The sequence below is a fragment of the Pseudomonas sp. B3G-3 genome, assembly GCF_028640915.1.
GTDB classification, from domain to species: domain Bacteria; phylum Pseudomonadota; class Gammaproteobacteria; order Pseudomonadales; family Pseudomonadaceae; genus Aquipseudomonas; species Aquipseudomonas chlororaphis_I.
Genome location: NZ_JAQZAB010000127.1, coordinates 215481 through 239983, shown reverse-complemented (window position 1 = coordinate 239983; position 24503 = coordinate 215481). Strand labels below are relative to the sequence as shown.

At 63.1% G+C, this 24503-nt stretch carries 19 protein-coding genes; 10 read left to right on the top strand and 9 right to left on the bottom strand.

Annotated features, from left to right (window positions below; genetic code table 11):
- Window positions 1-84 precede the first annotated feature (84 nt).
- From ppsA to PVZ80_RS28630, 8 genes are all read left to right on the top strand, one after another.
- The gene (ppsA, locus tag PVZ80_RS28665; RefSeq protein ID WP_009047902.1) at window positions 85-2460 is read left to right on the top strand and encodes a phosphoenolpyruvate synthase; all 2376 of its coding nucleotides are present in this window, start codon (window positions 85-87) and stop codon (window positions 2458-2460) included.
- A gap of 100 nt (window positions 2461-2560) precedes the next feature.
- Entirely contained in the window at window positions 2561-3550 is a 990-nt protein-coding gene (locus PVZ80_RS28660) for an alpha/beta fold hydrolase (protein WP_210532785.1), read from the top strand.
- 267 nt (window positions 3551-3817) lie between these two features.
- Window positions 3818-4309, top strand: coding sequence for a ribonuclease E activity regulator RraA (gene rraA, locus PVZ80_RS28655; protein ID WP_009042919.1), 492 nt, complete (start codon window positions 3818-3820; stop codon window positions 4307-4309).
- Between the two features lie 25 nt (window positions 4310-4334).
- Window positions 4335-5330 carry a zinc transporter ZntB gene (locus PVZ80_RS28650; RefSeq protein ID WP_009042920.1) on the top strand — a complete coding sequence of 332 codons (996 nt, stop codon included), beginning with the start codon at window positions 4335-4337 and terminating at the stop codon, window positions 5328-5330.
- 63 nt (window positions 5331-5393) lie between these two features.
- Entirely contained in the window at window positions 5394-5639 is a 246-nt protein-coding gene (locus PVZ80_RS28645; RefSeq protein ID WP_007927518.1) for a hypothetical protein, read from the top strand.
- 2 nt (window positions 5640-5641) lie between these two features.
- Window positions 5642-6466, top strand: coding sequence for a mechanosensitive ion channel family protein (locus tag PVZ80_RS28640; protein ID WP_007927520.1), 825 nt, complete (start codon window positions 5642-5644; stop codon window positions 6464-6466).
- Window positions 6467-6554: 88 nt separating this feature from the next.
- Window positions 6555-7145, top strand: a complete 591-nt coding sequence (gene sigX / locus PVZ80_RS28635) for an RNA polymerase sigma factor SigX (protein ID WP_009042922.1) — start codon at window positions 6555-6557, stop codon at window positions 7143-7145.
- Window positions 7146-7252: 107 nt separating this feature from the next.
- Window positions 7253-8239, top strand: a complete 987-nt coding sequence (locus PVZ80_RS28630; RefSeq protein WP_273864876.1) for an OmpA family protein — start codon at window positions 7253-7255, stop codon at window positions 8237-8239.
- Window positions 8240-8316: 77 nt separating this feature from the next.
- Here PVZ80_RS28630 and cobA read toward each other — a convergent pair whose 3' ends face one another.
- The 8 genes from cobA to PVZ80_RS28590 all read right to left on the bottom strand — a co-directional run bounded on the left by cobA (window position 8317) and on the right by PVZ80_RS28590 (window position 20060).
- Window positions 8317-9078 (bottom strand): uroporphyrinogen-III C-methyltransferase, encoded by a 762-nt coding sequence (cobA, locus tag PVZ80_RS28625; RefSeq protein WP_028682001.1) that lies wholly within the window; start codon window positions 9076-9078, stop codon window positions 8317-8319.
- A gap of 10 nt (window positions 9079-9088) precedes the next feature.
- Window positions 9089-11806, bottom strand: a complete 2718-nt coding sequence (locus PVZ80_RS28620) for a nitrate reductase (protein ID WP_273864875.1) — start codon at window positions 11804-11806, stop codon at window positions 9089-9091.
- Window positions 11806-12123: a nitrite reductase small subunit NirD gene (nirD, locus tag PVZ80_RS28615; protein WP_009047906.1), complete on the bottom strand. Its 318-nt coding sequence runs from the start codon at window positions 12121-12123 to the stop codon at window positions 11806-11808. Before nirD ends, PVZ80_RS28620 begins: the two co-directional genes overlap by 1 nt.
- Complete coding sequence (gene nirB, locus PVZ80_RS28610) at window positions 12120-14573, bottom strand: nitrite reductase large subunit NirB (RefSeq protein WP_257374572.1); 2454 nt, start codon at window positions 14571-14573, stop codon at window positions 12120-12122. Before nirB ends, nirD begins: the two co-directional genes overlap by 4 nt.
- Window positions 14574-15034: 461 nt before the next feature.
- Window positions 15035-16705, bottom strand: coding sequence for a bifunctional protein-serine/threonine kinase/phosphatase (locus PVZ80_RS28605; protein ID WP_028682005.1), 1671 nt, complete (start codon window positions 16703-16705; stop codon window positions 15035-15037).
- Window positions 16706-16712: 7 nt separating this feature from the next.
- Window positions 16713-17924 (bottom strand): nitrate/nitrite transporter, encoded by a 1212-nt coding sequence (locus PVZ80_RS28600; protein WP_016704979.1) that lies wholly within the window; start codon window positions 17922-17924, stop codon window positions 16713-16715.
- 333 nt (window positions 17925-18257) lie between these two features.
- Entirely contained in the window at window positions 18258-18833 is a 576-nt protein-coding gene (locus PVZ80_RS28595; protein WP_007932173.1) for an ANTAR domain-containing response regulator, read from the bottom strand.
- A gap of 15 nt (window positions 18834-18848) precedes the next feature.
- Window positions 18849-20060, bottom strand: a complete 1212-nt coding sequence (locus tag PVZ80_RS28590; protein ID WP_198919972.1) for a CmpA/NrtA family ABC transporter substrate-binding protein — start codon at window positions 20058-20060, stop codon at window positions 18849-18851.
- Window positions 20061-20314: 254 nt separating this feature from the next.
- On the opposite strand from PVZ80_RS28590, the gene PVZ80_RS28585 reads away from it, so the two are divergent.
- Window positions 20315-21334 (top strand): quinone-dependent dihydroorotate dehydrogenase, encoded by a 1020-nt coding sequence (locus tag PVZ80_RS28585; protein ID WP_009047911.1) that lies wholly within the window; start codon window positions 20315-20317, stop codon window positions 21332-21334.
- Between the two features lie 128 nt (window positions 21335-21462).
- On the opposite strand, the gene rmf is transcribed toward PVZ80_RS28585, so the two are convergent.
- A complete protein-coding gene (gene rmf, locus PVZ80_RS28580) occupies window positions 21463-21678 on the bottom strand; it encodes a ribosome modulation factor (protein ID WP_002553055.1) in 216 nt (71 codons plus the stop codon).
- Window positions 21679-22234: 556 nt separating this feature from the next.
- Between rmf and rlmKL the strand changes: the two genes are divergently transcribed.
- On the top strand, window positions 22235-24499 hold the full coding sequence (gene rlmKL, locus PVZ80_RS28575; protein WP_257374571.1) for a bifunctional 23S rRNA (guanine(2069)-N(7))-methyltransferase RlmK/23S rRNA (guanine(2445)-N(2))-methyltransferase RlmL: 2265 nt from the start codon (window positions 22235-22237) through the stop codon (window positions 24497-24499).
- The last annotated feature ends 4 nt before the right edge of the window (window positions 24500-24503 follow it).

The window sequence follows — 24503 nt, the reverse complement described above, 5'->3', positions numbered from 1 at the left end:
CCAGGTCCAGGCCATACAGCTGGCAAGCGCTCCCCGAGCAGCCGGCTTCTGAGCTTTTCCAACACAGTTAGTGGAGAGATCACCTTGGTAGAGTACGTAGTTTCCCTCGATAAGCTCGGCGTCCATGATGTAGAGCATGTGGGGGGCAAGAACGCATCCCTGGGCGAGATGATCAGTAACCTTGCAGGCGCCGGTGTATCGGTTCCTGGAGGCTTTGCCACGACGGCCCAGGCCTATCGTGATTTTCTCGAATTGAGCGGTCTTAACGACCAGATCCACGCCGCGCTCGACGCCCTGGACGTCGATGACGTGAATGCCCTGGCCAAGACTGGCGCCCAGATCCGTCAATGGATCATGGAAGCCGAATTCCCCGAGCAACTGAATACCGAAATTCGCACCGCGTTCGCCAAGCTGTCCGCGGGCAACCCTGACATGGCCGTGGCCGTGCGCTCCTCGGCCACCGCCGAAGACCTGCCGGACGCTTCCTTCGCCGGCCAGCAGGAAACCTTCCTCAATATCCGTGGCGTCGAGAACGTCATTCGCGCCGCCAAGGAAGTCTTCGCTTCCCTGTTCAACGACCGCGCTATTTCCTACCGCGTGCATCAGGGCTTCGACCACAAGCTGGTCGCCCTGTCTGCCGGCGTGCAGCGCATGGTGCGTTCGGAAACCGGTACCGCCGGCGTGATGTTCACCCTCGACACCGAGTCGGGCTTCCGTGACGTGGTGTTCATCACCGGCGCCTACGGCCTGGGTGAAACCGTCGTTCAAGGTGCGGTGAACCCGGATGAGTTCTACGTCCACAAGGGCACCCTGCAAGCCGGTCGCCCGGCCATCCTGCGCCGCAACCTGGGCAGCAAGGCGATCAAGATGATCTACGGCGACGAAGCCAAGGCCGGTCGCTCGGTCAAGACCGTCGACGTCGACAAGGCCGATCGCGCGCGTTTCTGCCTGACCGATGCCGAAGTCAGCGAGCTGGCCAAGCAGGCGATGATCATCGAGAAGCACTACAAGTGCCCGATGGACATCGAGTGGGCCAAAGACGGCGACGACGGCAAGCTGTATATCGTCCAGGCCCGTCCGGAAACCGTGAAGAGCCGCACCCAGGCCAACGTCATGGAACGTTACCTGTTGAAGGAAACCGGTACCGTGCTGGTGGAAGGTCGCGCCATCGGCCAGCGCATCGGCGCCGGCAAGGTGCGGATCATCAAGGACGTGTCGGAGATGGACAAGGTCCAGGCCGGCGACGTGCTGGTGTCCGACATGACCGACCCGGATTGGGAACCGGTGATGAAGCGCGCCAGCGCCATCGTCACCAACCGTGGCGGCCGTACCTGCCACGCCGCGATCATCGCGCGCGAGCTGGGTATTCCAGCGGTTGTCGGTTGCGGCAATGCCACCGAACTGTTGAAAGACGGCCAGGGCGTGACCGTGTCCTGCGCTGAAGGCGACACCGGTTTCATCTTCGAAGGCGAGTTGGGTTTCGACGTGAAGAAAAACTCCGTCGACGCCATGCCGGAGCTGCCGTTCAAGATCATGATGAACGTCGGCAACCCGGACCGCGCCTTCGACTTCGCCCAACTGCCGAACGCCGGTGTCGGCCTGGCCCGCCTGGAGTTCATCATCAACCGCATGATCGGCGTGCACCCCAAGGCACTGCTGAACTACGCCGGCCTGCCCCATGAAATCAAGGAAAGCGTCGACAAGCGCATCGCCGGTTACAACGAACCGGTCGGTTTCTACGTCGACAAGCTGGTCGAAGGCATCAGCACCCTGGCCGCGGCGTTCTGGCCGAAAAAGGTCATCGTGCGCCTGTCGGACTTCAAGTCCAACGAATACGCCAACCTGATCGGCGGCAAGCTCTACGAGCCGGAAGAAGAAAACCCGATGCTGGGCTTCCGCGGTGCTTCGCGTTACATCAGCGAATCGTTCCGTGACTGCTTCGAACTCGAGTGCCGCGCCCTCAAGCGCGTGCGCAACGACATGGGCCTGACCAACGTCGAGATCATGGTGCCGTTCGTCCGTACTCTGGGCGAAGCCAGCCAGGTGGTGGATCTGCTGGCCGAAAACGGTCTCAAGCGCGGTGAAAACGGCCTGCGCGTGATCATGATGTGCGAGCTGCCTTCCAACGCGATCCTGGCCGAAGAGTTCCTCGAGTTCTTCGACGGTTTCTCCATCGGTTCCAACGACCTGACCCAGCTGACCCTGGGCCTGGACCGCGACTCGGGCATCATCGCGCACCTGTTCGACGAGCGTAATCCGGCGGTCAAGAAGCTGCTGGCCAACGCCATCGCCGCTTGCAACAAGGCCGGCAAATACATCGGTATTTGCGGCCAGGGCCCGTCCGACCACCCGGACCTGGCCAAGTGGCTGATGGAGCAGGGCATCGAAAGCGTCTCGCTGAACCCGGACTCCGTACTGGAAACCTGGTTCTTCCTGGCCGAGGGGCAGGGTGCGGTCTAAGCGGAATGAAGCCCCGGCCAGCCTTCGGGCTGGCCGGGGCTTTGAGATTCAAGTAGGGCGGGCTCCATCTGGAAGCCGCCCTTTTTTGTGCAAGAGCATTATGCAAAGCAGCAGCAACCTATTTCCCGTCGCCTTGATCAGTGCCGAACGTCGAGGCGACCTGAGTGAAGACGTCTACCGCCTGAAGCCCGGCAACAGCCCGGACACCACGGTCGAGCTGGCCGTCACCCGCCTGGGAATGGCGGACGAGCCCGAATCCCGTGGCGTGCCGGTGATTCTGCTGCACGGCAGCTTCTCCAATCGGCGTTTCTGGTATTCGCCCAAGGGCATCGGCCTGGGCGCGTATCTGGCGCGCCTGGGTTTCGATGTATGGATCCCCGAGATGCGTGGCCACGGCCTGTCGCGACGTAATGCCGACTACCGTAAGAATCGCGTCGCCGACTATGCGCAATACGATCTGCCGGCCATCGGCGCTTTCGTGCGGGAACAAAGCGGCCAGGTTCCGCACTGGATCGGCCATTCCCTGGGCGGCATTACCTTGGCGGCGGCCCTGGGCGGCCAGTATCTGGGAGAGCCGGCAGTGGCGTCGGCGGCGCTGTTCGGTTGTCAGGTCAGCCGCACCTATTGGCCGTTGAAAATCCCGGCGGTGGAGTGGGGCGGTCGTTTCATTCTCAAGCGGTTTGCCCAGTTGTCCGGCTCGCGGCTCAAGCGCGGTCCCGAGGACGAACCCATTGGCCTGGCCCTGGAAGGCATGCGTTGGTATGGGCTGTTCGGGCGTTTCGGGGATGGGCAGAAGGACTGGTGGGCCGGTTTGTCCGATGTTTCGCTGCCGGTATTGGCAGTGAGCGCGGCCGGGGATCATCAGGATCCGACCTGGGCTTGTCGCAAGCTGTTTGACCAGTTGAGTTCCGAGCACAAACAGTTTGTCTGCCTGGGGCGCGAACAAGGGTTCAGCGGCAATTTCGGCCACGTCGAGATGCTGGTGAGCAAAGCCGCCCAGGCCGAAGTCTGGCCTTTGGTGGCGCGTTGGTTGAAGGATCAGCAGAGCCCGTTGTTGGCATCGAGTGCCGAACTGGCTGCCGCGAGTTGAGTTCAGAAGGCTCTGACAAGAGCATTTCGTTCCGCTGCGCTTGCGGCTAAGATATGACGCATTGAGCGGTTTTGGTCACATTCGGTCGCTGGCTCGGTATCCTGTTCGTGCTCATTGCCCCTGCTGAAATTGGCGTATGGTGGGGGCTGCATGGGGATCGAGGGCTAAGGCAAGGTGTTGAACATTTGCCGCCAGCGCTCGTCACTCAGCATGAACCCTGCGAGTTCCGACACCGCGACGTGTTCTTTCCATTACAGGAGTTTCTCGATGAATCATTACCTCACTCCCGACCTGTGCGACGCCTACCCGGATCTGGTACAGGTGGTTGAACCGATGTTCAGCAATTTCGGTGGTCGCGACTCCTTCGGCGGCGAAATCGTGACCATCAAGTGCTTCGAAGACAACTCGCTGGTCAAGGAACAGGTCGAGCTCAAGGGCCACGGCAAGGTGCTGGTGGTCGACGGTGGCGGCTCCCTGCGCCGCGCGCTGCTGGGTGACATGCTGGCCGAGAAGGCCGCCAAGAATGGTTGGGAAGGGCTGGTGATCTACGGCTGCATCCGTGACGTCGATGTCATCGCGCAAACCGACCTGGGTGTTCAGGCGCTGGCCAGCCATCCGATGAAAACCGACAAGCGCGGCATTGGCGATCTCAACGTGGCAGTGACCTTTGCCGGGGTGACTTTCCGTCCGGGCGAATATGTCTATGCCGACAACAATGGCGTGATCGTTTCGCCAAGCCCACTGAAAATGCCTGAATAAGCAGTCGACCAAGCAAGGGATGAGGATGTTCGAGGAAGACAACGCGCAATGGGGGCTGGTACATGCCCTGGTGCTGGATGGTAAAGGCGGTGCGCGTGCGATTGCCCGAACTGAACTGGACGACCTGCAGCTGCAAGCCCATGAGAGCCTCTGGCTGCATTGGGATCGCAGCCATCCGCAAACCCAGACCTGGCTGCGTAAATCCAGCGGTCTGAGCGAGTTCAGCTGTGACCTCCTACTCGAAGAAAACACCCGGCCGCGCCTGTTGGCGCTGCCGGATTCCGAGTTCCTGCTGTTTTTACGCGGCATCAACCTCAACCCCGGCGCCGAGCCGGAGGACATGGTTTCGGTACGCATCTTCGGTTCGGCCCAGCGAGTGATCTCCCTGCGCCTGCGGCCATTGCGCGCGACCGATGAGCTGCTGGTGCAACTGGGCGAAGGCAAGGGACCGAAGACCGCCTCCGAACTCATCCTTTATATGGCTGAGTACCTGACTCATAAGGTGCAGGATCTGGTCAGCGACCTGTCGGAAGTGGTCGATGCCGAGGAAGAAAAACTGGATGCCGACGAACGGTATACCCCCGAGCACAGCAACATTCTGCAGATCCGTCGACGGGCTGCCGGACTCAAGCGTTTCCTCGCTCCGCAGCGGGATATTTTCGGTCAACTCAGCCGCATCAGGCTGCCTTGGTTCGCCGATGACGATGGCGATTACTGGAACGAATTGAACAACAGCCTGACCCGCTACCTGGAAGAGCTCGAATTGACCCGAGAGCGCGTGGGGCTTGTGCTGGAGGCCGAAGACCGGCGCCTGAGCGTGCGCATGAACCGCATCATGTTTCGCTTCGGGATCATCACCGGGATCTTTCTGCCAATGAGTTTTCTGGCCGGCTTGCTGGGGATCAACGTCGGAGGAATCCCGCTTTCCAACAGTCCCTACGGGTTTCTGGTGGCCTGCCTGTTGATGGCGCTGGTAGCGCTGGGACAATGGTGGTTATTCCGACGTTTGCGCTGGGTCTGATCATGAACTATGTGACCCGGGGAATTTTGATCGCGTCTTTCACAGACATATCGAGAGGTGCGTATGCACGATCCGTTTGAACAGTCGTTGCGTGACATGCTCAAGGCCACACCGTCCACCCGGGACGACGATGCGTGCCTGGGCCGCGTACTGAAAACCGCCAACCGGCAGGTGGGGGCGGGCGATCTGTTCAGCCTGCTCGGCCGCTGGTTGCCGGCGCTGATGATTGCTCTGAATAACGGATCGGCCCATATCTCGCCGGTTTCCCGTCGTAAACCTACTGCTCGCACTGCTGATAAGGCTGATTGAATATGGAACTTGATCTCTGGACTCAGAGCCTCGTCACTGCGATGACTGCGTTGTGGACCAAGGTAGCGAACTTCATTCCCAACCTGTTTGGCGCGCTGGTCGTGCTGCTGTTGGGGTTCGTGGTCGCCAAACTGCTTGATACCCTGCTTTCCAAACTGCTCGCCAAACTGGGCCTGGACCGCTTGATGGGCGGTACCGGTTTGACCAAACTGCTGTCTCGTGCGGGCCTGCAGGTGCCGATTTCTACCTTGATCGGTAAAATCGTGTATTGGTTTGTTTTACTGATTTTCCTGGTTTCTGCTGCAGAATCCCTTGGCCTGGAGCGGGTTTCGGCTACGCTCGACATGCTGGCGCTGTATTTACCGAAGGTTTTCGGGGCCGCGCTGGTGCTGTTGGTGGGGGTATTGCTGGCGCAACTGGCCAATGGGCTGGTGCGTGGAGCGGCCGAAGGGGTTGGTCTGGATTACGCCAGTGGCCTGGGGCGAATCGCCCAGGGGCTGGTGATCATCATCAGTATTTCCGTTGCGATCAGTCAGTTGGAGGTCAAAACCGACCTGCTCAACCATGTGATCGTGATCGTTTTGATTACCGTTGGTCTGGCTGTTGCCTTGGCCATGGGGTTGGGAAGCCGGGATATTGCCGGTCAGATTCTTGCGGGAATCTATGTGCGTGAGTTGTATCAGGTTGGGCAACAAGTGCGAGTTGGCGAGGTCGAAGGGCAGATCGAGGAGATCGGCACGGTTAAGACTACACTGCTGACCGATGAGGGTGAGCTGGTCTCTCTCTCCAATCGGATCATGCTGGAGCAGCATGTAAGTAGCCGCTAACCCGGCAAACCCTGCTAATGTATGCCGCCGCAAAATGCCCTTGCCTGGGCTGCGGTGGACATTGACCTGACTGTCGGCCCGACTCGTTTTGAATAAAGCCCAATCGCTATCCACGCGCTATGACCCCCGTGAGCTCTCTGACGAGGAGTTGGTTGCGCGCTCGCACACGGAGCTGTTTCATGTGACGCGTGCGTATGAAGAGTTGATGCGACGCTATCAGCGAACCCTCTTCAACGTTTGTGCACGTTATTTAGGGAACGATCGTGATGCTGATGATGTCTGTCAGGAGGTGATGTTGAAGGTGCTGTATGGCCTCAAGAACTTCGAGGGGAAATCGAAGTTCAAGACATGGCTCTATAGCATCACGTACAACGAATGCATCACTCAGTATCGGAAAGAACGGCGCAAGCGTCGCTTGATGGATGCGTTAAGTCTTGATCCCCTCGAGGAAGCGTCTGAAGATAAGGCGCCGAAACCTGAGGAAAAGGGCGGACTTGACCGCTGGTTGGTGCATGTGAACCCGATCGATCGGGAGATTCTGGTGCTACGATTTGTCGCAGAACTGGAGTTCCAGGAGATCGCAGACATCATGCACATGGGGTTGAGTGCTACGAAAATGCGGTACAAGCGTGCGCTTGATAAATTGCGTGAGAAATTTGCAGGCATTGCTGAAACTTAGTTCGGCGCAAATATCTCTTACGTCTAGGTAAGTTCTGATAGACTTACCGCCGAGTTGTCCCCCGGTATGTGGGACTGCTTTACAATCACCAGATGGGGATTTAACGGATGAAACTGAAAAACACCTTGGGCATTGCCATTGGTTCTATTGTTGCCGTGACTTCGTTCGGCGTTCTGGCGCAAGGCCAAGGCGCGGTCGAGGGTGAACTGTTTTACAAAAAACAGTACAACGACAGCGTTAAGCACATCGAAGACGGCTTCAACCCAGGCGCTCGTATCGGCTACTTCCTGACCGATGACCTGTCGTTGGACCTGAACTACGACAAAACCAACCACACCCGTTCGAACGACGGCACTGGCAACCAGAAGATCAAAGGTGACACCGGCAGCCTGCTGGCTACCTACCACTTCGGTCAAGCTGGCGTGGACTCCCTGCGTCCATACGTTTCGGGTGGTTTCGGTCACCAGAGCCGTACCAACGTCCTGGCTGACGGCCACAGCGGTCGCGACCAGTCGACCCTGGCTATCATCGGTACCGGTGTTAAGTACTACTTCACCGACAACCTGTTCGCTCGTGCCGGCGTTGAAGCCGACTACGCAATGGACAACGGCAAGTGGGACTACTCCGCTCTGGTTGGTCTGGGTGTGAACTTCGGCGGCAACGCTGGCAAGGTTGCTCCAGCTCCTGCTCCAGTTCCAGAGCCAACTCCAGAACCAGAAGCTCCGGTTGCTGAAGTTGTTCGTGTTGAGCTGGACGTGAAGTTCGACTTCGACAAGTCGGTCGTTAAGCCTAACAGCTACGCTGACATCAAGAACCTCGCTGACTTCATGAAGCAGTACCCACAAACCAGCACCGTTGTTGAAGGTCACACTGACTCCGTCGGTCCTGACGCTTACAACCAGAAACTGTCTGAGCGTCGTGCAAACGCCGTTAAGCAAGTTCTGACCAGCCAGTACGGTGTTGAGTCGAGCCGCGTTCAATCCGTTGGTTACGGTGAGTCCCGCCCAGTTGCTGACAACGCAACTGAAGCTGGCCGCGCTGTAAACCGTCGCGTAGAAGCGCAGGTTGAAGCACAAGCTCAACAAGCTCAGTAATCTGTAGCTTGCAGCTTTGAAAAACCCGGCCTAGGCCGGGTTTTTCTTTGTCCGCGATTTGTTGAAAGAGCCTAGCGTCAGGCCGAAAGTGCGGCCGCCAGGGCCGCCTCGGAAAGGGCCGGCAGTTGTGCGCCGCAAGCGGCCACCTCGCCAACCACCAGGATGGCCGGGCTTTTCAGCTGGAAGGTATGGGCATCGTCCTGCATGGTGTGCAGATCGCTCCGGCACAGGCGCTGCTCGGGCAGGGATGCATTTTCGATCATGGCCACCGGGGTATGCGGCGCCAGGCCGCCAGCAATCAGCTGTTCACGTATCTCGCCCAGTTTGGCCACCCCCATATAGATCACCAGCGTTGTGCCGCTCTGCGCCAGGGCCTGCCAGTTGAGGCTGCTGTCGTCCTGGGTATGGGCCGTCAGCAGGGTGACGCCACGGGCGACACCGCGCAGGGTCAGCGGGATCCCGCACTGGGTAGCTCCCGCCAGGCCGGCCGTGATGCCGTTCACCAGTTCCACCTCGACGCCACGTTCCTGCAGCCACTGCGCTTCCTCACCGCCACGGCCGAAGATGCATGGATCGCCACCCTTGAGGCGTACCACGCACTTGCCATGCCGGGCGTAGCGCAGCATCAGCCGATGAATGAACGCTTGGGGCGTCGAGCGGCAGCCGCCGCGTTTACCCACGGCAATGACCCGTGCCTGGGGGCAGTGCTCGAGCACCGCCGGATTCACCAGATCGTCGATCAGCACCACATCGGCTTCGCCCAGGGCCCGCACGGCCTTGAGGGTCAGCAGTTCAGGGTCGCCAGGGCCCGCACCCACCAGCCAGACTTTTGCGCTCATGTTTGTTTCCTCACAGGGGGATTGCGACGGGCTGTGCCGAGCTGGCCAGCAGACGTTTGATTTCGGGGACGCAGGAGCCGCATTGAGTGCCGCAGCCCAGTTCCTGTTTCAGGCCATCGAGGTCCAGGCCGCGGGAGATCCCGGCACAGACTGCGCTCTGGCTGACGTTCTTGCAGTTGCACAAGGTCTTGCCACTCGCGGCGATCAGCCCGGCGGCCCCCGGTGGCGCGCTCATTGGCGCCAGCAGCCAGCGACGCAGTTGCTCATCGGCCTTGCCTTCCAGCCACAGGTTCTGCAGCCAGTGCTGGGCCAGGGTTTCACCGGCCAGGCGAATGGCGGTGATCCGTCCCTGTTCGACACGTACCCGCTTGCCGATGGAGCGCCGCGGATCGTCATAGGCCAGTACCGGGCCTTCGTTGAGCCCCAGCAACTGGTCGATGTCCTTGAGCAACTGCGCTGCCGGCGCCTTGGCATTGGCCACCCGCAGCAGCAGGGCCGGGCGTTCGCGACCGGCCAGGCTCAGGCTGACGTAGGCGAAGCTTTCGCAGAGCGGGCGCAAGGCTTCGAAATGCCGCTGCACGTCGCCTTCGATCAGGGCGAACAGCTGCCACGGCAGCTGGACCGGCTCCAGGCGCACGCCGCTGTGCTTGAGTTCCGGCTGTTTGGACAGCGGGTCGAACGCCGGCTGGGTCACGGCATTGACGCCACCCTTGAGGAACCGGTCGCCCCAATGCATCGGCAGAAAAGCCTGGCCCGGGCGCACGCTGTCGTCATCCGCCACGGCGACTATCACGCTGCCGCGCCGGCTTTTCAGCGACACCAGATCACCCGCCTGCAGGTTCTGCCGGCGCAGTTCGTCCGGGTGCAGGCTGAGAACTGCTTCGCTGACGTGCCCGAACAGCTGCGCCGCGGTGCCGGTACGGCTCATGCCATGCCATTGATCGCGCAGGCGGCCGGTGATCAGGGTCAGAGGGAAGCGTGCATCACGTTGTTCCTTGGCCGCGCGATACGGGTCGCTGATGAAGTGTGCCCGCCCGCTGGCGGTCGGGAAGCGGCCGTCAACGTACAGCCGCGTTGTCCCTTGTTCGGCACCGGCGGGGAAGGGCCATTGCTGCGGACCCAGTTGGTCGATCAGCGCGTGACTGATACCGGAAAGGTCCAGGTCGCGGCCGCGGGTCAGCAGTTTGTACTCATCGAACAGCTGGGCAGGCGTATCCAGGGCGAACAGGCTGGGCTGTTGCGGGCGCAGGCGCTGTTCCAGGCGCCGGGCGAAATCCAGGGTGATGGCCCAGTCCGGGCGTGCTTCGCCTGGCGCCGCCACGGCGCGGCGCACATGGGAGATGCGCCGTTCCGAGTTGGTCACGCTGCCTTCCTTCTCGCCCCAACTGGCGGCGGGCAGCAGCAGGTCGGCAAAGGCCGCGGTCTCGGTGGTGCGAAAGGCTTCCTGCAGGACCACGAACGGGCAGGCCAGCAAGGCCTCCCGCACCGCGTTCTGGTCGGGCAGCGACTGCGCCGGGTTGGTGCAGGCGATCCACAGTGCCTTGATCTTGCCGCCGCGCAGTTGTTCGAACAGCTCGATCGCGGTCAGGCCGGGGTTGGCTGGCAATTGCTCGATGCCCCAATAGGCCGCGACTTCAGCCCGATGCTCCGGGTTGGCCGCCTCCCGGTGCCCCGGCAGCAGGTTCGACAGGCTGCCGGTTTCCCGGCCACCCATGGCATTCGGCTGGCCGGTGAGGGAGAAGGGGCCGGCCCCGGGGCGACCGATCTTCCCGGTGGCCAGGTGCAGGTTGATCAACGCGCTGTTTTTCGCGCTGCCGGCACTGGACTGGTTCAGCCCCATGCACCACAGCGACAGGAAGCTCGGCGAGGTGCCGACCCATTCGGCACACTGGCGCAGTTGCTCGACGCTGATGCCGCACAGCTGCGCGACCATATGCGGGGTGTAGTCGTGGACCAGGTTCTTCAGCTCGGCCAGGCCTTCGGTATGCGCCTGGATGAAGTCACGGTCGATCCAGTCCTGCCACAGCAGCAGATGCAGGATCCCGTGGAACAGCGCGACATCGGTGCCGGGCAGGATCGCCAGGTGCAGGTCGGCCAGGTCGCAAGTGTCGGTGCGCCGTGGGTCGATGACGATCACTTTCATCTGCGGCCGCAGGCGTTTGGCCTGTTCCAGGCGGCGGAACAGCACCGGATGGGCGTAGGCCATGTTGCTGCCGACGATCATCACGCAGTCGCTCAGCTCGAGGTCTTCGTAGCTGCAGGGCGGGGCGTCGGCGCCCAGGCTGCGTTTGTAGCCGACCACCGCCGAGGACATGCACAGCCGCGAATTGCTGTCGATGTTGTTGGTGCCCACCAGGGCCCGGGCCAGTTTGTTGAAGGCGTAGTAGTCCTCGGTGAGCAATTGCCCGGAGATATAGAAGGCCACGCTGTCCGGGCCGTGTTCGGCGATGGTTTCGGCAAATAGGTTGGCCGCGTGCTCCAGCGCGGTGTCCCAGTCGGTGCGGCTGCGCGCCAGGGCCTTGCCCAGGCGCAACTCCGGGTACAGGGCGCGGGCTGCGAGGTCGCCGGTCAGGTGCAGGGTGGAACCCTTGCTGCACAGTTTGCCGTGGTTGGCCGGGTGGCTCGGGTCGCCACTGACGCCGAGGATGCGTTCGCCGTCGTGCTCGATCAGCACGCCACAGCCAACGCCGCAGTAACAGCAGGTCGAGGCGGTCGTCTGGCGGTTCATCAGCCGGCATCCCGCAGGGCCAGCAGCACGCGGCCGTTTTCCACCCGCGCCAGATGGTGATGGGCGCAACCGATATCCGGTGCCTGCGCTTCTCCGGATTCCAGGTCGATCTGCCAGTTGTGCAGCGGGCAGGCGACCTTCTTGCCGTAGATCAGCCCCTGGGACAGCGGTCCGCCCTTGTGCGGGCAACGATCGTCGAGGGCGAAGACTTCGTCGTCGCTGGTGCGGAAGATCGCGATGTCGCCCTTGGGGCCGTTGACGATGCGCGAGCCCAGGGCGTTGATCTCGTCCAGGGCGCAGATATCCAGCCAGTTCATAGCGGCACCTCCAGTTGCTTGACGCGGATCGGCTCGAACTCTTTTTTCAGCAGCGGCTGTTCCAGGCGCTCCTTCCACGGGTCCTGTTCGAAGGACAGGGCGAACTGCAGGCGCTCGTTGAGGGCCTTGCGCCGTTGCGGGTCTTCGATGATGGCTTGCTTGATGTGCGCCATGCCGACCCGTTGCAGGTAGTGCACGGTGCGCTCCAGGTAGAAGGCTTCCTCGCGGTACAACTGCAGGAAGGCGCCGTTGTATTCGCGTACCTCGTCGGCGGTTTTCAGCTTGACGAAGAACTCCGCGACCTCGGTCTTGATCCCGCCATTGCCGCCGATGTACATCTCCCAGCCCGATTCGACGCCGATGATGCCGACGTCCTTGATCCCGGCCTCGGCGCAGTTGCGCGGGCAACCGGAGACCGCCAGCTTGACCTTGTGCGGCGACCACATGTTGAACAGGTCGTGCTCCAGTTCGATGCCCAGCTGAGTGGAGTTCTGCGTGCCGAAGCGGCAGAACTCGCTGCCGACACAGGTTTTCACGGTGCGGATGGACTTGCCGTAGGCATGGCCGGAGGGCATGTCCAGGTCCTTCCAGACCCCGGGCAAATCCTGCTTCTTGATGCCCAAAAGGTCGATGCGCTGGCCGCCGGTGACCTTGACCATCGGCACCTGGTACTTGTCCGCCACGTCGGCGATGCGCCGCAGTTCGGAGGGGGTGGTGACGCCGCCCCACATCCGCGGCACCACCGAATAGGTGCCGTCTTTCTGGATGTTGGCGTGGGCCCGTTCGTTGATCAGGCGCGATTGCGGATCGTCCTTGGCCTCGCCCGGCCAGGTGGAAATCAGGTAGTAGTTCAGCGCCGGGCGGCAGGTGGCGCAGCCGTTGGGCGTGCGCCAGTTCAGGTAGCTCATGGTGCCGGCGATGGTCAGCAGGTGCTGTTCGCGGATCGCCTGGCGGATCTGCCCGTGGTTGAGGTCGCTGCAACCGCAAATGGCTTTCTCGCTTTTCGGCTTGACGTCGGCCGCGCCACCCACGGTGTTGATCAGGATCTGTTCCACCAGGCCGGCGCAGGAGCCGCAGGAGCTGGCGGCCTTGGTGTGCTTCTTGACCTCATCGACGCTGAACAGGCCATGCTCCTGGATCGCCTTGACGATGGTGCCCTTGCACACGCCGTTGCAGCCGCAGACTTCGGCGCTGTCGGCCATGCTCATGGCCTTGTCCTGGCCCTGGTGGCCGACATCGCCCAGGGCGTTCTCGCCGAACATCAGGTGGTCGCGGATCTCGCCGATGACGTGGTTCTCGCGGATCTGCCGGAAGTACCAGCCGCCGTCGGCGGTGTCGCCGTACAGGCAGGCGCCGACCAGGACGTCGTCCTTGATCACCAGCTTCTTGTACACGCCACCGATGGGGTCGGAGAGGGTGATGGTCTCGGTGCCTTCGCCGCCCATGAAGTCGCCGGCGGAGAACAGGTCGATGCCGGTGACTTTCAACTTGGTCGAGGTCACCGAACCCTGGTAGCGGGCGAAGCCCAGTTGCGCCAAGTGGTTGGCGCAGACCTTGGCCTGTTCGAACAATGGCGCCACCAGGCCGTAGGCGATACCGCGGTGGCTGGCGCATTCGCCGATGGCATAGATGCGCGGGTCGTAGGTCTGCAGGGTGTCGTTGACCAGGATCCCGCGGCTGCACGGCAGGCCGGCTTTTTCCGCCAGCTCGGTATTGGGCCGGATGCCGGCGGCCATCACCACCAGGTCGGCGGGGATGATGTCGCCGTTCTTGAATTGCACCGAACCGACCCGGCCATTGCCTGAGTCATACAGGGCCTGGGTCTGTTCGCTCAGGCGGAACTTCAGGCCGCGGCTTTCCAGGGCGGTTTGCAGCAGCTGGCCGCTGGTCTTGTCCAACTGGCGCTCCAGCAGCCATTCGCCGATGTGCACCACGGTCACGTCCATGCCGCGCAGCATCAGGCCGTTGGCGGCTTCCAGGCCGAGCAGGCCGCCACCGATGACCACCGCGTGCTTGTGGGTCTTGGCGGTGTCGATCATCGCCTGGGTGTCGGCGATATCGCGGTAGCCGATCACGCCCTGCAGATCGTTGCCGGGAATCGGCAGGATGAACGGGGTCGAGCCGGTGGCGATCAGCAGGCGATCGTATTCGGCTTCGCTGCCGTCTTCGGCGATCACCCGGCGCTTGACCCGGTCGATCTCCACCACCTTGCGGTTGAGCAGCAGCTTGATGTTGTTGTCCAGGTACCAGCTCAGGTCGTTGAGCACGATCTCTTCGAAGGTCTGTTCGCCGGCCAGTACCGGGGAGAGCAGGATGCGGTTGTAGTTGGTGTGGGGTTCCGCGCCGAAGACCGTGATGTCGTACAGCTCATTGCTCAGCTTGAGCAGCTCTTCCAGGGTGCGTACCCCGGCCATGCCGTTGCCGATCATCACCAGCTTGAGTTTCTTCATTTCGCTCTCCGCGTAGACAGGCCGTCGGGTATGCCGGGCCTGGCTCGATAAACGTTGCGCAAACAAAAAAGGCGTCCCGCCAGTTGCCTGGCAGGACGCCTTTGTCCGGTCCCGTTCTCTCGGGAAAACCCATCCTTCGTCGTTGAAGGCCGGGTCGTATGTGCTGTTGGGAGAGTTAATGCAGTGGTTGTGCCAAGTTCCGCCAAGCGCGGTTTTAGCGGGGTTGGCGCGGCTTGCGCAGGCGAGAAGGGTAAAAACTGCACCGATTCAAAGCGTCTTGCCCGTTTCTGGAGCAACCTGTAGCCGCTGCCGAGCCCCGGCGAGGCTGCGATCGGGGCGCAGCCCCGTAAACCTGACAGCTCGGTGTGCCTGACCTGCACGGTCGCCTGGCTTGGCGCCCGCTACGCGGTCGAGCGCAGCCTCGCCGGGGCTCGACAGCGGCTACAGGGTTATAGGCGCTATCAGTGATGCAGGAACAGGTACAGCAACAGCAGGTTGAGCAGCAGCGAGACCAGCGCCAGGGTGCGCCAGACCTTCAAGGGCTCGCGTTCCAGCAGTGGCCTGGGGCGCACGCTGAGGCTGCGGCGTTCGCCCTGTTCCAGCAGCAGCAACCACTCTTCGGCGGTTTCATAGCGTTGGGCCGGATCGGCCTGTACCGCGCGCTCCAGGCTCTGTTCGAGCCAGTCCGGCAGGTCCGGGCGATAGCGGCTGGCGCTGACCGGGGTGGTGAAGCGCGGGCGCTGGAAGGCTTCGATTTCACCGTAGGGAAAATGCCCGGTCAGCAAGTGGTAGAGGGTCACGCCCACGGCGTACAGGTCCTGGCGCGGTGTCGGCGCCACGCCGGTGAAAGCCTCCGGGGCGATATAGCTCGGGGTGCCGGGCAGCAGGTGTGCCTGATCCTCGGACAGGCCGGGGCAATAGGCCAGGCCGAAGTCCAGCAGGCGCAGTTCGCCGTCGTCGCCGAGCAGCAGGTTTTCCGGCTTGATGTCGCGGTGCAGGATCTGCCGGCGGTGCAGCAGGCCCACGGCCCGCAACAGACGCTCAGCCAGGTCCTGCCACTGCGCCAGCGGCAAGGGGCCATGCTGTTGCAGATAATCGGCCAGGGTCTGCCCCGGGTATTCGCGCATCACGTAATACAGATGCTGGCGGGCGGTCGCGGCATGCACTTCGGGAAAGTGCCGTCCAGCCACCCGCCGCAGGAACCATTCCTCTGACAGCAGCGCTTGCCCGGCCTGGTGATCGTCGTGCAGATGGCCGGGTAGGGTTTTCAGCAGCCAGGGTTGTTGTTGCGCATCGAGTACGCGGTACAGCAGGGATTGCTGGCTCTGCCCGACCACCTCGGCGACCTGCCAGCCTTCGAAGTGCTGGCCCGGCTTGAGGGGCGGCGGCAGAGGCCATTGCTGCAAGTGAATCAGGGCGTCGCCAATGGAGCTTTCGCCCAAGGCTTCGACCCGCACCAGCAGGGCGCTGGCATTGTCCTGGCTGCCGGCCAGGTGCGCGGCGCTGACCAGGGTCTGCACCGCGCTGTCGAGGTCGAGCTGATCGCGCAGGATCGCGGCGATGGCGGTGTCGCCCAGGGTGGCCCAGACCCCGTCGCTGAGCATCAGGAAACTTTCGTTTTCCCGCAGCTCACCGTCGAGGAAGTCCACCACCAGGTGCTGGTCCAGGCCCAGGGCACGCTTGAGCACGTGCTGCATGCCGGGCTGGTCCCAGACGTGATCGTCGCTGATGCGCTGCAACTGATCGGCGTGCCAGCGATAGACCCGGCAATCGCCGACATGGGCCAGGGTAAAGCGCCGGCCGCGCAGCACCAGGGCGCTGACGGTGGTCAGCAGCGGCTGGCCGCCGCCGTTGGCCTGCAGCCAGCGGTTCTGCGCCAGCAGCAGGCGCTCCAGGGCCTGGGCCACGGCCCAGGTTTCCGGGGTGGCGTAGTAGTCCAGCGCCAGCGCCTGCAAGGTCGAGCGCGCGGCCAGGCCGCCGTCGGCGCATTGGCTGACGCCGTCGGCGATGGCGAACAGCAGGCCCTTGCTGGCGGCCAGGGTCGGCGCCGGGGTAACCAGGCGCAAGGCGTCCTGGTTCTCCGCGCGCGGCCCGATGGCGCTGGCCTGGGCGTGGCTCAGTCGCAGGCTCATGGACGGCTCAGACCCGGGCCGCGGTGACGGCGGCGGAGCCCCAGGTGGTCCGCCAGCGGCGTTTCACCCCGTGCAGGCCGAACCAGGCCAGTATGCCCAGGCTGGCGAACAGCCACAGCGCCAGCTGATAGCTGCCGGTGCTTTGCTTGATCGCGCCCATGCCCGCGGCCAGGGCGAAACCGCCGATGCCGCCGGCCATGCCGATCAGCCCGGTCATCACCCCGATCTCGCGGCGGAAGCGTTGTGGCACCAGCTGGAACACCGCGCCGTTACCCGCACCCAGGCCAAGCATGGTGCACACGAACAGGGCCAGGGCCGCGTAGGAGCTGGGCAGGTTGAAACCGACCGCGGCGATGCATACCGCCGCGACGCTGTACATCACCAGCAGGGTGCGAATGCCGCCGAAACGATCGGCCAGCGCGCCACCCAGCGGCCGCATCAGGCTGCCACCGAACACGCAGGCGGCGGTGTAGTAGCCGGCGGTGACCGGGCTCAGGCCGTACTGGTCGTTGAAGTAGCCGGGCAGGGCGCTGGCCAGGCCGATGAAGCCGCCGAAGGTCACGCTGTAGAAGAACATGAACCACCAGCTGTCGCGGTCGCCCAGAGCCTTGAAGTAGTCGGCCATGGATTTGGCCTTGGGCCGTTCCGGGGCATTCTTGGCCAGCCAGGCGAACAGCACCAGGGTCAGGACCAGCGGGATCAGGGCGAAGCCGAACACGTTGCTCCAGCCGAAGGCGCCGGCCAGCAAGGGGGCGAACAGGGCCGCGAATACCGTGCCGGAGTTGCCGGCCCCGGCGATGCCCATCGCCTTGCCCTGATGCTGCGGTGGATACCATTGCGAGGCCAGCGGCAGGGCCACGGCGAACGAGGCGCCGGCCATGCCCAGGAACAGCCCCAGCAGCAGGGCCTGTTCATAGCTGTGGATGCCCAGCTTCCAGGCGCAGAACAGCGCGCCGATGACGATCACCTGGCCGATCAGCCCGGCGGTCTTGGGGGACAGGCGATCGGCCAGCAGGCCCATGGCGAAGCGCAGCACGGCGCCAGCCAGGATCGGCGTGGCCACCATCAGCCCGCGCTGCTGGGTGGTCAGTTGCAGGTCGGCGGCGATCTGCACGGCCAGCGGGCCGAGCAGGTACCAGACCATGAAGCTCAGGTCGAAGTAGAGGAAGGCCGCGAACAGTGTCGGGGTGTGGCCGGATTTCCAGAAGCTTGAATTCATCGCGCACCTCAGCTGTAAAGAGTCTCGAAAGGAGTCATGAGCTTTTGCGTGGGGCGCCATTACGGCCGCTCCACCGGCCCCGGGCTGTGGGGCCAAAACGAAAAAACGCCGCAACCCGCATCGCCTGGGGCGAGAAGGGTGTGCGACGTCTTTGTCGTAGGTGGGGCAACCGCCGTTGGTTACCTGTGTCGATTACATAGCCAGATCTGTGCCAAGAGTTGCAGTCCTGCTGTCCCTGATCGCGGGCAAGCCTCGCGCCTACGGAAACTCACGGTCTTCTTCCGTAGGAGCGAGGCTTGCCCGCGATAGGCCGCCGCACCGCAGCCGTGGGATTCAGCCCAGCAACTCGCTCATGGCGATGATCTGCTCCGCCACCTGGATCAGCTTCTGCTGCCGGCTCATGGCCTGGCGGCGCATCAGGGTGTAGGCCTGTTCTTCGTTGCAGTCTTTCATCTTCATCAACAAGCCCTTGGCCAGCTCGATGCGCTTGCGCTCGGCCAGCTGCTGGTCGCGGGCCTGCAGCTGCGCGCGCAAGGCCTGGTCGCTCTCGAAGCGGGCCATGGCCACATCGAGAATGGGCTGCAGGCGCTGGGCCTGGATGCCTTCGACTATGTAGGCACTGACCCCGGACTTGATGGCGTGGCGCATCACATCGGGGTCGTGCTCGTCGGTGAACATCACGATCGGCCGTGGCTGATCGCGGCTGACCAGCACCACTTGCTCCATCACATCGCGGCTCGGTGATTCGGTATCGATCAGGATCACGTCCGGACGCACCGTTTCGACGCGCGTCGGCAGGTCGATGGTCAGCCCCGACTCGTCGATCACCTCGAAACCGGCTTCCATCAGGGCCGCCTTGAGCCGACCGACCTTCTTGGCGGTGTCGTTGATCAGCAGGATACGCAACATGGTCTCGGGCTCCTGTCAGCGGCTGGCGAGAAGAGGCGAGCTGTCGCTCATGGCGTGCAGCTGGAAGCTGCGGGCATAGGCGGCCGGGTCCGACCCGTCCCACCGCTTGCCGTCGATCAACTGGCTGCTGCGCATGTCCTGGCCCCGGGACGCGACACCGACGGCGGTGGCGGCTTGACGATAAAGCTCGAGTTGCTGCACCTGGCGCGCGATGCCCAGGTAGTCCGGGTCTTCGCGCAGCAGGCCCCAGCGGCGGAACTGGGTCATGAACCACATGCCGTCGGACAGATACGGCAGGTTGACCGCGCCTTCATTATGAAAGCGTAGCGCGTGCGGGTCCTGCCAGCGGTTGCCGAGGCCGTCGGCATACTCTCCGAGCAGGCGCGGTTCGATGCAGTCCAGCGGCGCATCGAGGTACTCGCGGGCGCTCAGCAGCTGCGCGGTGCTCTGGCGGTTTTCGCGGCCCTGCTCGATGAAGCGGCTGGCCTCGAGGATCGCCATCACCAGCGCCCGCGCGGTGTTCGGGTACTGCTCGACGAAGGCGCGGGTGCAGCCGAGGACTTTTTCCGGGTGGTCGGGCCAGATCGCCTGGCTGGTGGCCAGGGTGAAGCCCAGGTTCTGGTTCACCGCGCTGGCGCTCCAGGGTTCGCCCACGCAAAAACCGTCGATGCGCCCCGCCTGCAGGTGCGCGACCATTTGCGGTGGCGGCACCACCACGCTGTCGACGTCCTGCAACGGGTGGATACCCTGGGCGGCCAGCCAGTAATACAGCCACATGGCGTGGGTGCCGGTGGGGAAGGTCTGGGCGAAGGTCAATCTTGCCCGGCTTTGGTGCACGTGCCGGTCCAGTGCTTCAGGACTGGTCACGTTCAGCGCCTGCAGCTCCCGCGAGAGGTTGATGCTCTGGCCGTTCTGGTTCAGGCCCATCAGCACCGCCATGTCGTTGGCGTTGACGCCGCCGATACCCAGGTGCACGGCGTAGATCAGGCCGTACAGGCTGTGGGCGGCATCCAGCTCGCCGCTCACCAGCTTGTCCCGCAGGTTGGCCCAGGACGCCTGACGCTTGAGGTTCAGGGTCAGGCCGTAAGGCTGGGCGAAGCCCTGGGTGGCGGCGACCACCACCGAGGCGCAGTCGCTCAAGGCCATGAAACCGAGGTTGATCGCGGTCTTTTCCGGGGCGTCGCTGCCGTTGACCCAGGCCAGCGGGCTGACGGGGAGTTCATTCATGGGGTGGCGTCCTCCATAAAAAAGCGGCCATAAAAAGCTTCCATAAAAAAACGTCGCACCCGCGCCAGGCAGAGCCGGCGGGGTAACGACGCCTTTGTCTTTCGACCCACGCCGCCATTGGCCTGGGTGCTGATGCAGCTTGTGGTGCAAGGCATATGCCATCCACCGCTGATTTCGCCGCGTGCCTCGCCTGCGAGCCCCATGCCCGGCTATAATCGCCGCCTCATTTCGCCGCCACCGAGTCAAGCCCGCCCATGTATACCCTGGCCCGCCAGCTGTTGTTCAAACTCTCCCCGGAAACCTCCCACGATCTGTCCCTGGACCTGATCGGCGCGGGCGGGCGTTTGGGCCTCAATGGCTTGCTGTGCAAGGCGCCGGCGCAGATGCCGGTGAAGGTCATGGGCCTGGACTTCCCGAACCCGGTCGGCCTCGCGGCCGGCCTGGACAAGAACGGCGCGGCCATCGACGGTTTTGCCCAATTGGGTTTCGGCTTCGTCGAAATCGGCACCATCACCCCGCGCCCGCAGCCGGGCAATCCCAAGCCACGGATCTTCCGCCTGCCGGAAGCCGAAGCGATCATCAACCGCATGGGCTTCAACAACCTGGGCGTCGATCACCTGCTGGCCCGGGTGGCGGCCGCCAAGTACAAGGGTGTGCTGGGGATCAACATCGGCAAGAACTTCGACACCCCGGTCGAGCGCGCGGTGGATGACTACCTGATCTGCCTGGACAAGGTGTATGCCCACGCCAGCTATGTGACGGTCAACGTCAGTTCGCCCAACACCCCGGGCCTGCGCAGCCTGCAGTTCGGCGAATCGCTCAAGCAGTTGCTCGGCGCCCTCAGCCAGCGTCAGCAGGAGCTGGCGGTGCAGCATGGCAAGCGGGTGCCGCTGGCGATCAAGATCGCCCCGGACATGACCGACGAAGAAACCGCCGAAGTGGCGCAGGCGCTGATCGAAACCGGGATGGATGCGGTCATCGCCACCAACACCACCCTGAGCCGCGTCGGCGTCGAAGGCATGGAGCATGGCGACGAGGCGGGCGGCCTGTCCGGCGCGCCGGTGCGCGACAAGAGCACCCACACCGTGAAGGTGCTGGCGGGCGAGCTGGCCGGGCGTTTGCCGATCATCGCGGTAGGCGGTATCACCGAAGGCAAGCATGCGGCGGAAAAGATCGCCGCCGGCGCCAGCCTGGTGCAGCTGTATTCGGGCTTCATCTACAAGGGCCCGGCGCTGATTCGCGAGTCGGTGGACGCGATCGCGGCGTTGCGCTGAGTTTTTTGCGCGGCCAATAAAAAGGGCTCCTGAAAGGAGCCCCTGGGCCGCAGCCCGCCGTCCGGATGGGACGTGCGTGGTTAAGTCGTTACGTATTCAGATTTTGGTGTCGGAATGTGTGCCCTGTTTTAGCCGACGGCGTGAAGTTCGTTGAGTCTGTGGATTCCCGCAGTGCCGGTCATACCGTCCCAGTTGTCGCCGCGTCCTTCGCGCCAGCCATTGATCCAGGCTTGGCGTACCGACGGTAGAGTAAATGGGCAAAGCTCACGGGACTTGCCATGAACGCCATACTGATATCCGCGCAAAAATGCTCTTTCCAACGGATCACGCTTAAGTCTTCTCATAGGGTGTTTCCCTCACTTGTTGACTGTCTTATGTCCCGTCGGCCTCGTTTGAGGCCGGGCAGATTGCTTCTGCCGTTGGTGCTCGCTGCCGGCGTCGCGAGCGTGGTGTTGGCGTCGTTGCGGCGCCAACCTGAGTTGATTTCTAACCAATGCGTCACAGCGTGGGAATGATCGTTTTGTCATAAGGACGTAACGATAATGATGCTAAGGCCATAAGAACGGCCTGCTTTACCTCGGCTCAGTCAGGCAAACCTCGCTCTGATCAGCCTCTTACTGGATGATGGGCTTAATGCTTTAGTGAGAATTCCACTCCGTTGCACTCAGGTATTATTCGATGAAAGGTCGAGTTATGACCTTTTGTTTCACTGACTTATTTATCTGCCCCGGCATCTAAGCTCTTTTGGCCCCCGTGGTCACCGCTAGCGGCGAGCTGAACAGCAGGGGCGGGACGGCACAGATTCGTGCCACGCGAGCGCTCTTCAAGAAAAGCGCTTGATTGAAAACCGGGCGGACGATGCGTTGTCCGTTCACTTATTGCTAAAGGCCCTGAACTCCCATGTCGGATCGCTACGAACTCTTCCTCACCTGTCCCAAAGGCCTTGAAGGCCTGCTCATCGAGGAAGCCGCCGGGCTTGGCCTTGAAGACGCGCGCGAACATACCTCGGCCGTGCGCGGCATGGCCGACATGGAGACCGCCTACCGCCTGTGCCTCTGGTCGCGCCTGGCCAACCGGGTACTGCTGGTGCTCAAGCGCTTCCCGATGAAGGACGCCGAAGACCTCTACCACGGCGTGCATGACGTCGACTGGCAGGACCACATGCTGGCGGACGGCACCCTGGCGGTGGAGTTCAGCGGCCACGGCTCGGGCATCGACAACACCCACTTCGGCGCCTTGAAGGTCAAGGATGCCATCGTCGACCGGCTGCGCACGCCGACTGGCGAGCGTCCCTCCATCGACAAGCTCAACCCGGACCTGCGCATTCACCTGCGCCTGGATCGCGGCGAAGCCATCCTTTCCCTCGACCTGTCCGGCCACAGCCTGCACCAGCGCGGCTATCGCCTGCAGCAGGGCGCGGCGCCGCTGAAGGAAAACCTCGCGGCGGCGATCCTGATCCGTTCCGGCTGGCCACGTATCGCGGCCAATGGCGGCGCCCTGGCCGACCCGATGTGCGGCGTGGGCACATTCCTGGTCGAGGCGGCGATGATCGCTGCCGACATCGCCCCCAACCTCAAGCGCGAGCAGTGGGGGTTCACCGCCTGGCTCGGTCACGTCCCGGCCCTGTGGCGCAAGCTGCACGAAGAAGCCCAGGCGCGGGCCCAGGCTGGCCTGGCCAAGCCGCCGCTGTGGATTCGCGGTTACGAAGCCGACCCACGGCTGATCCAGCCAGGGCGCAACAACGTCGAGCGCGCCGGCCTCAGTGAGTGGATCAAGATCTACCAGGGCGAAGTGGCGACCTTCGAGCCGCGCCCGGACCAGAACCAGAAAGGCCTGGTGATCAGCAACCCGCCCTACGGCGAGCGCCTGGGTGACGAGGCCAGTCTGCTGTATCTCTACCAGAACCTGGGTGAACGCCTGCGTCAGGCCTGCCTGGGCTGGGAGGCGGCGGTGTTCACCGGCGCGCCGGACCTGGGCAAGCGCATGGGCATCCGCAGCCACAAGCAGTATTCGTTCTGGAACGGCGCCTTGCCGTGCAAGCTGCTGCTGATCAAGGTGCAGCCGGATCAGTTCGTCACCGGTGAGCGCCGCACCCCGGAACAGCGGCAGATCGAGCGGGCACAGGCCGAGGCCGACAAGGCGCCGCTGGTTCCGCAGGAGCGCCAGTACAACAAGAACGGCAACCCGATCAAGCCGGCGCCAGCCCCTGTGGTCGAGCAGGCGCGCCTGAGCGAAGGCGGGCAGATGTTCGCCAACCGCCTGCAGAAGAACCTCAAGGTGCTGGGCAAGTGGGCCAAGCGCGAAGGCGTCGAGTGCTATCGCGTCTACGATGCCGACATGCCGGAATACTCCCTGGCCATCGACCTGTACCACGACTGGGTGCACGTGCAGGAATACGCCGCGCCGAAATCCATCGACCCGGAAAAGGCCCAGGCCCGTCTGTTCGATGCCCTGGCGGCGATTCCGCAGGCGTTGAACGTCGACAAGAGCCGGGTGGTGATCAAGCGTCGCGAGCGCCAGAGCGGCACCAGGCAGTACGAACGCCAGAGCGCCCAGGGCAAGTTCACCGAGGTCAGCGAAGGCGGCGTGAAGCTGCTGGTCAACCTCACCGACTATCTCGACACCGGGCTGTTCCTCGACCACCGGCCGATGCGCCTGCGGATTCAGAAAGAAGCCGCCGGCAAGCGTTTCCTCAACCTGTTCTGCTACACCGCCACCGCCAGTGTGCACGCGGCCAAAGGCGGGGCGCGCAGCACCACCAGCGTCGACCTGTCGAAGACCTACCTGGACTGGGCGCGGCGCAACCTGTCGCTCAACGGTTTCTCCGACAAGAACCGTCTGGAGCAGGGCGATGTCATGGCCTGGCTGGAGACCTGCCGCGATGAGTTCGACCTGATCTTCATCGACCCGCCGACCTTCTCCAACTCCAAGCGCATGGAAGGGGTGTTCGACGTGCAGCGTGACCACGTGCAACTGCTCGACCTGGCCATGGCCCGGTTGGCCAGCGGTGGCGTGCTGTATTTCTCCAACAACTTCCGCAAGTTCCAGCTCGAGGAAAACCTGGCGGCGCGCTACTCCGTCGAGGAGATCACCGCCAAGACCATCGACCCGGATTTTGCCCGTAACGGCAAGATCCACCGGGCCTGGAAAATCACCGCCCGCTGACGTT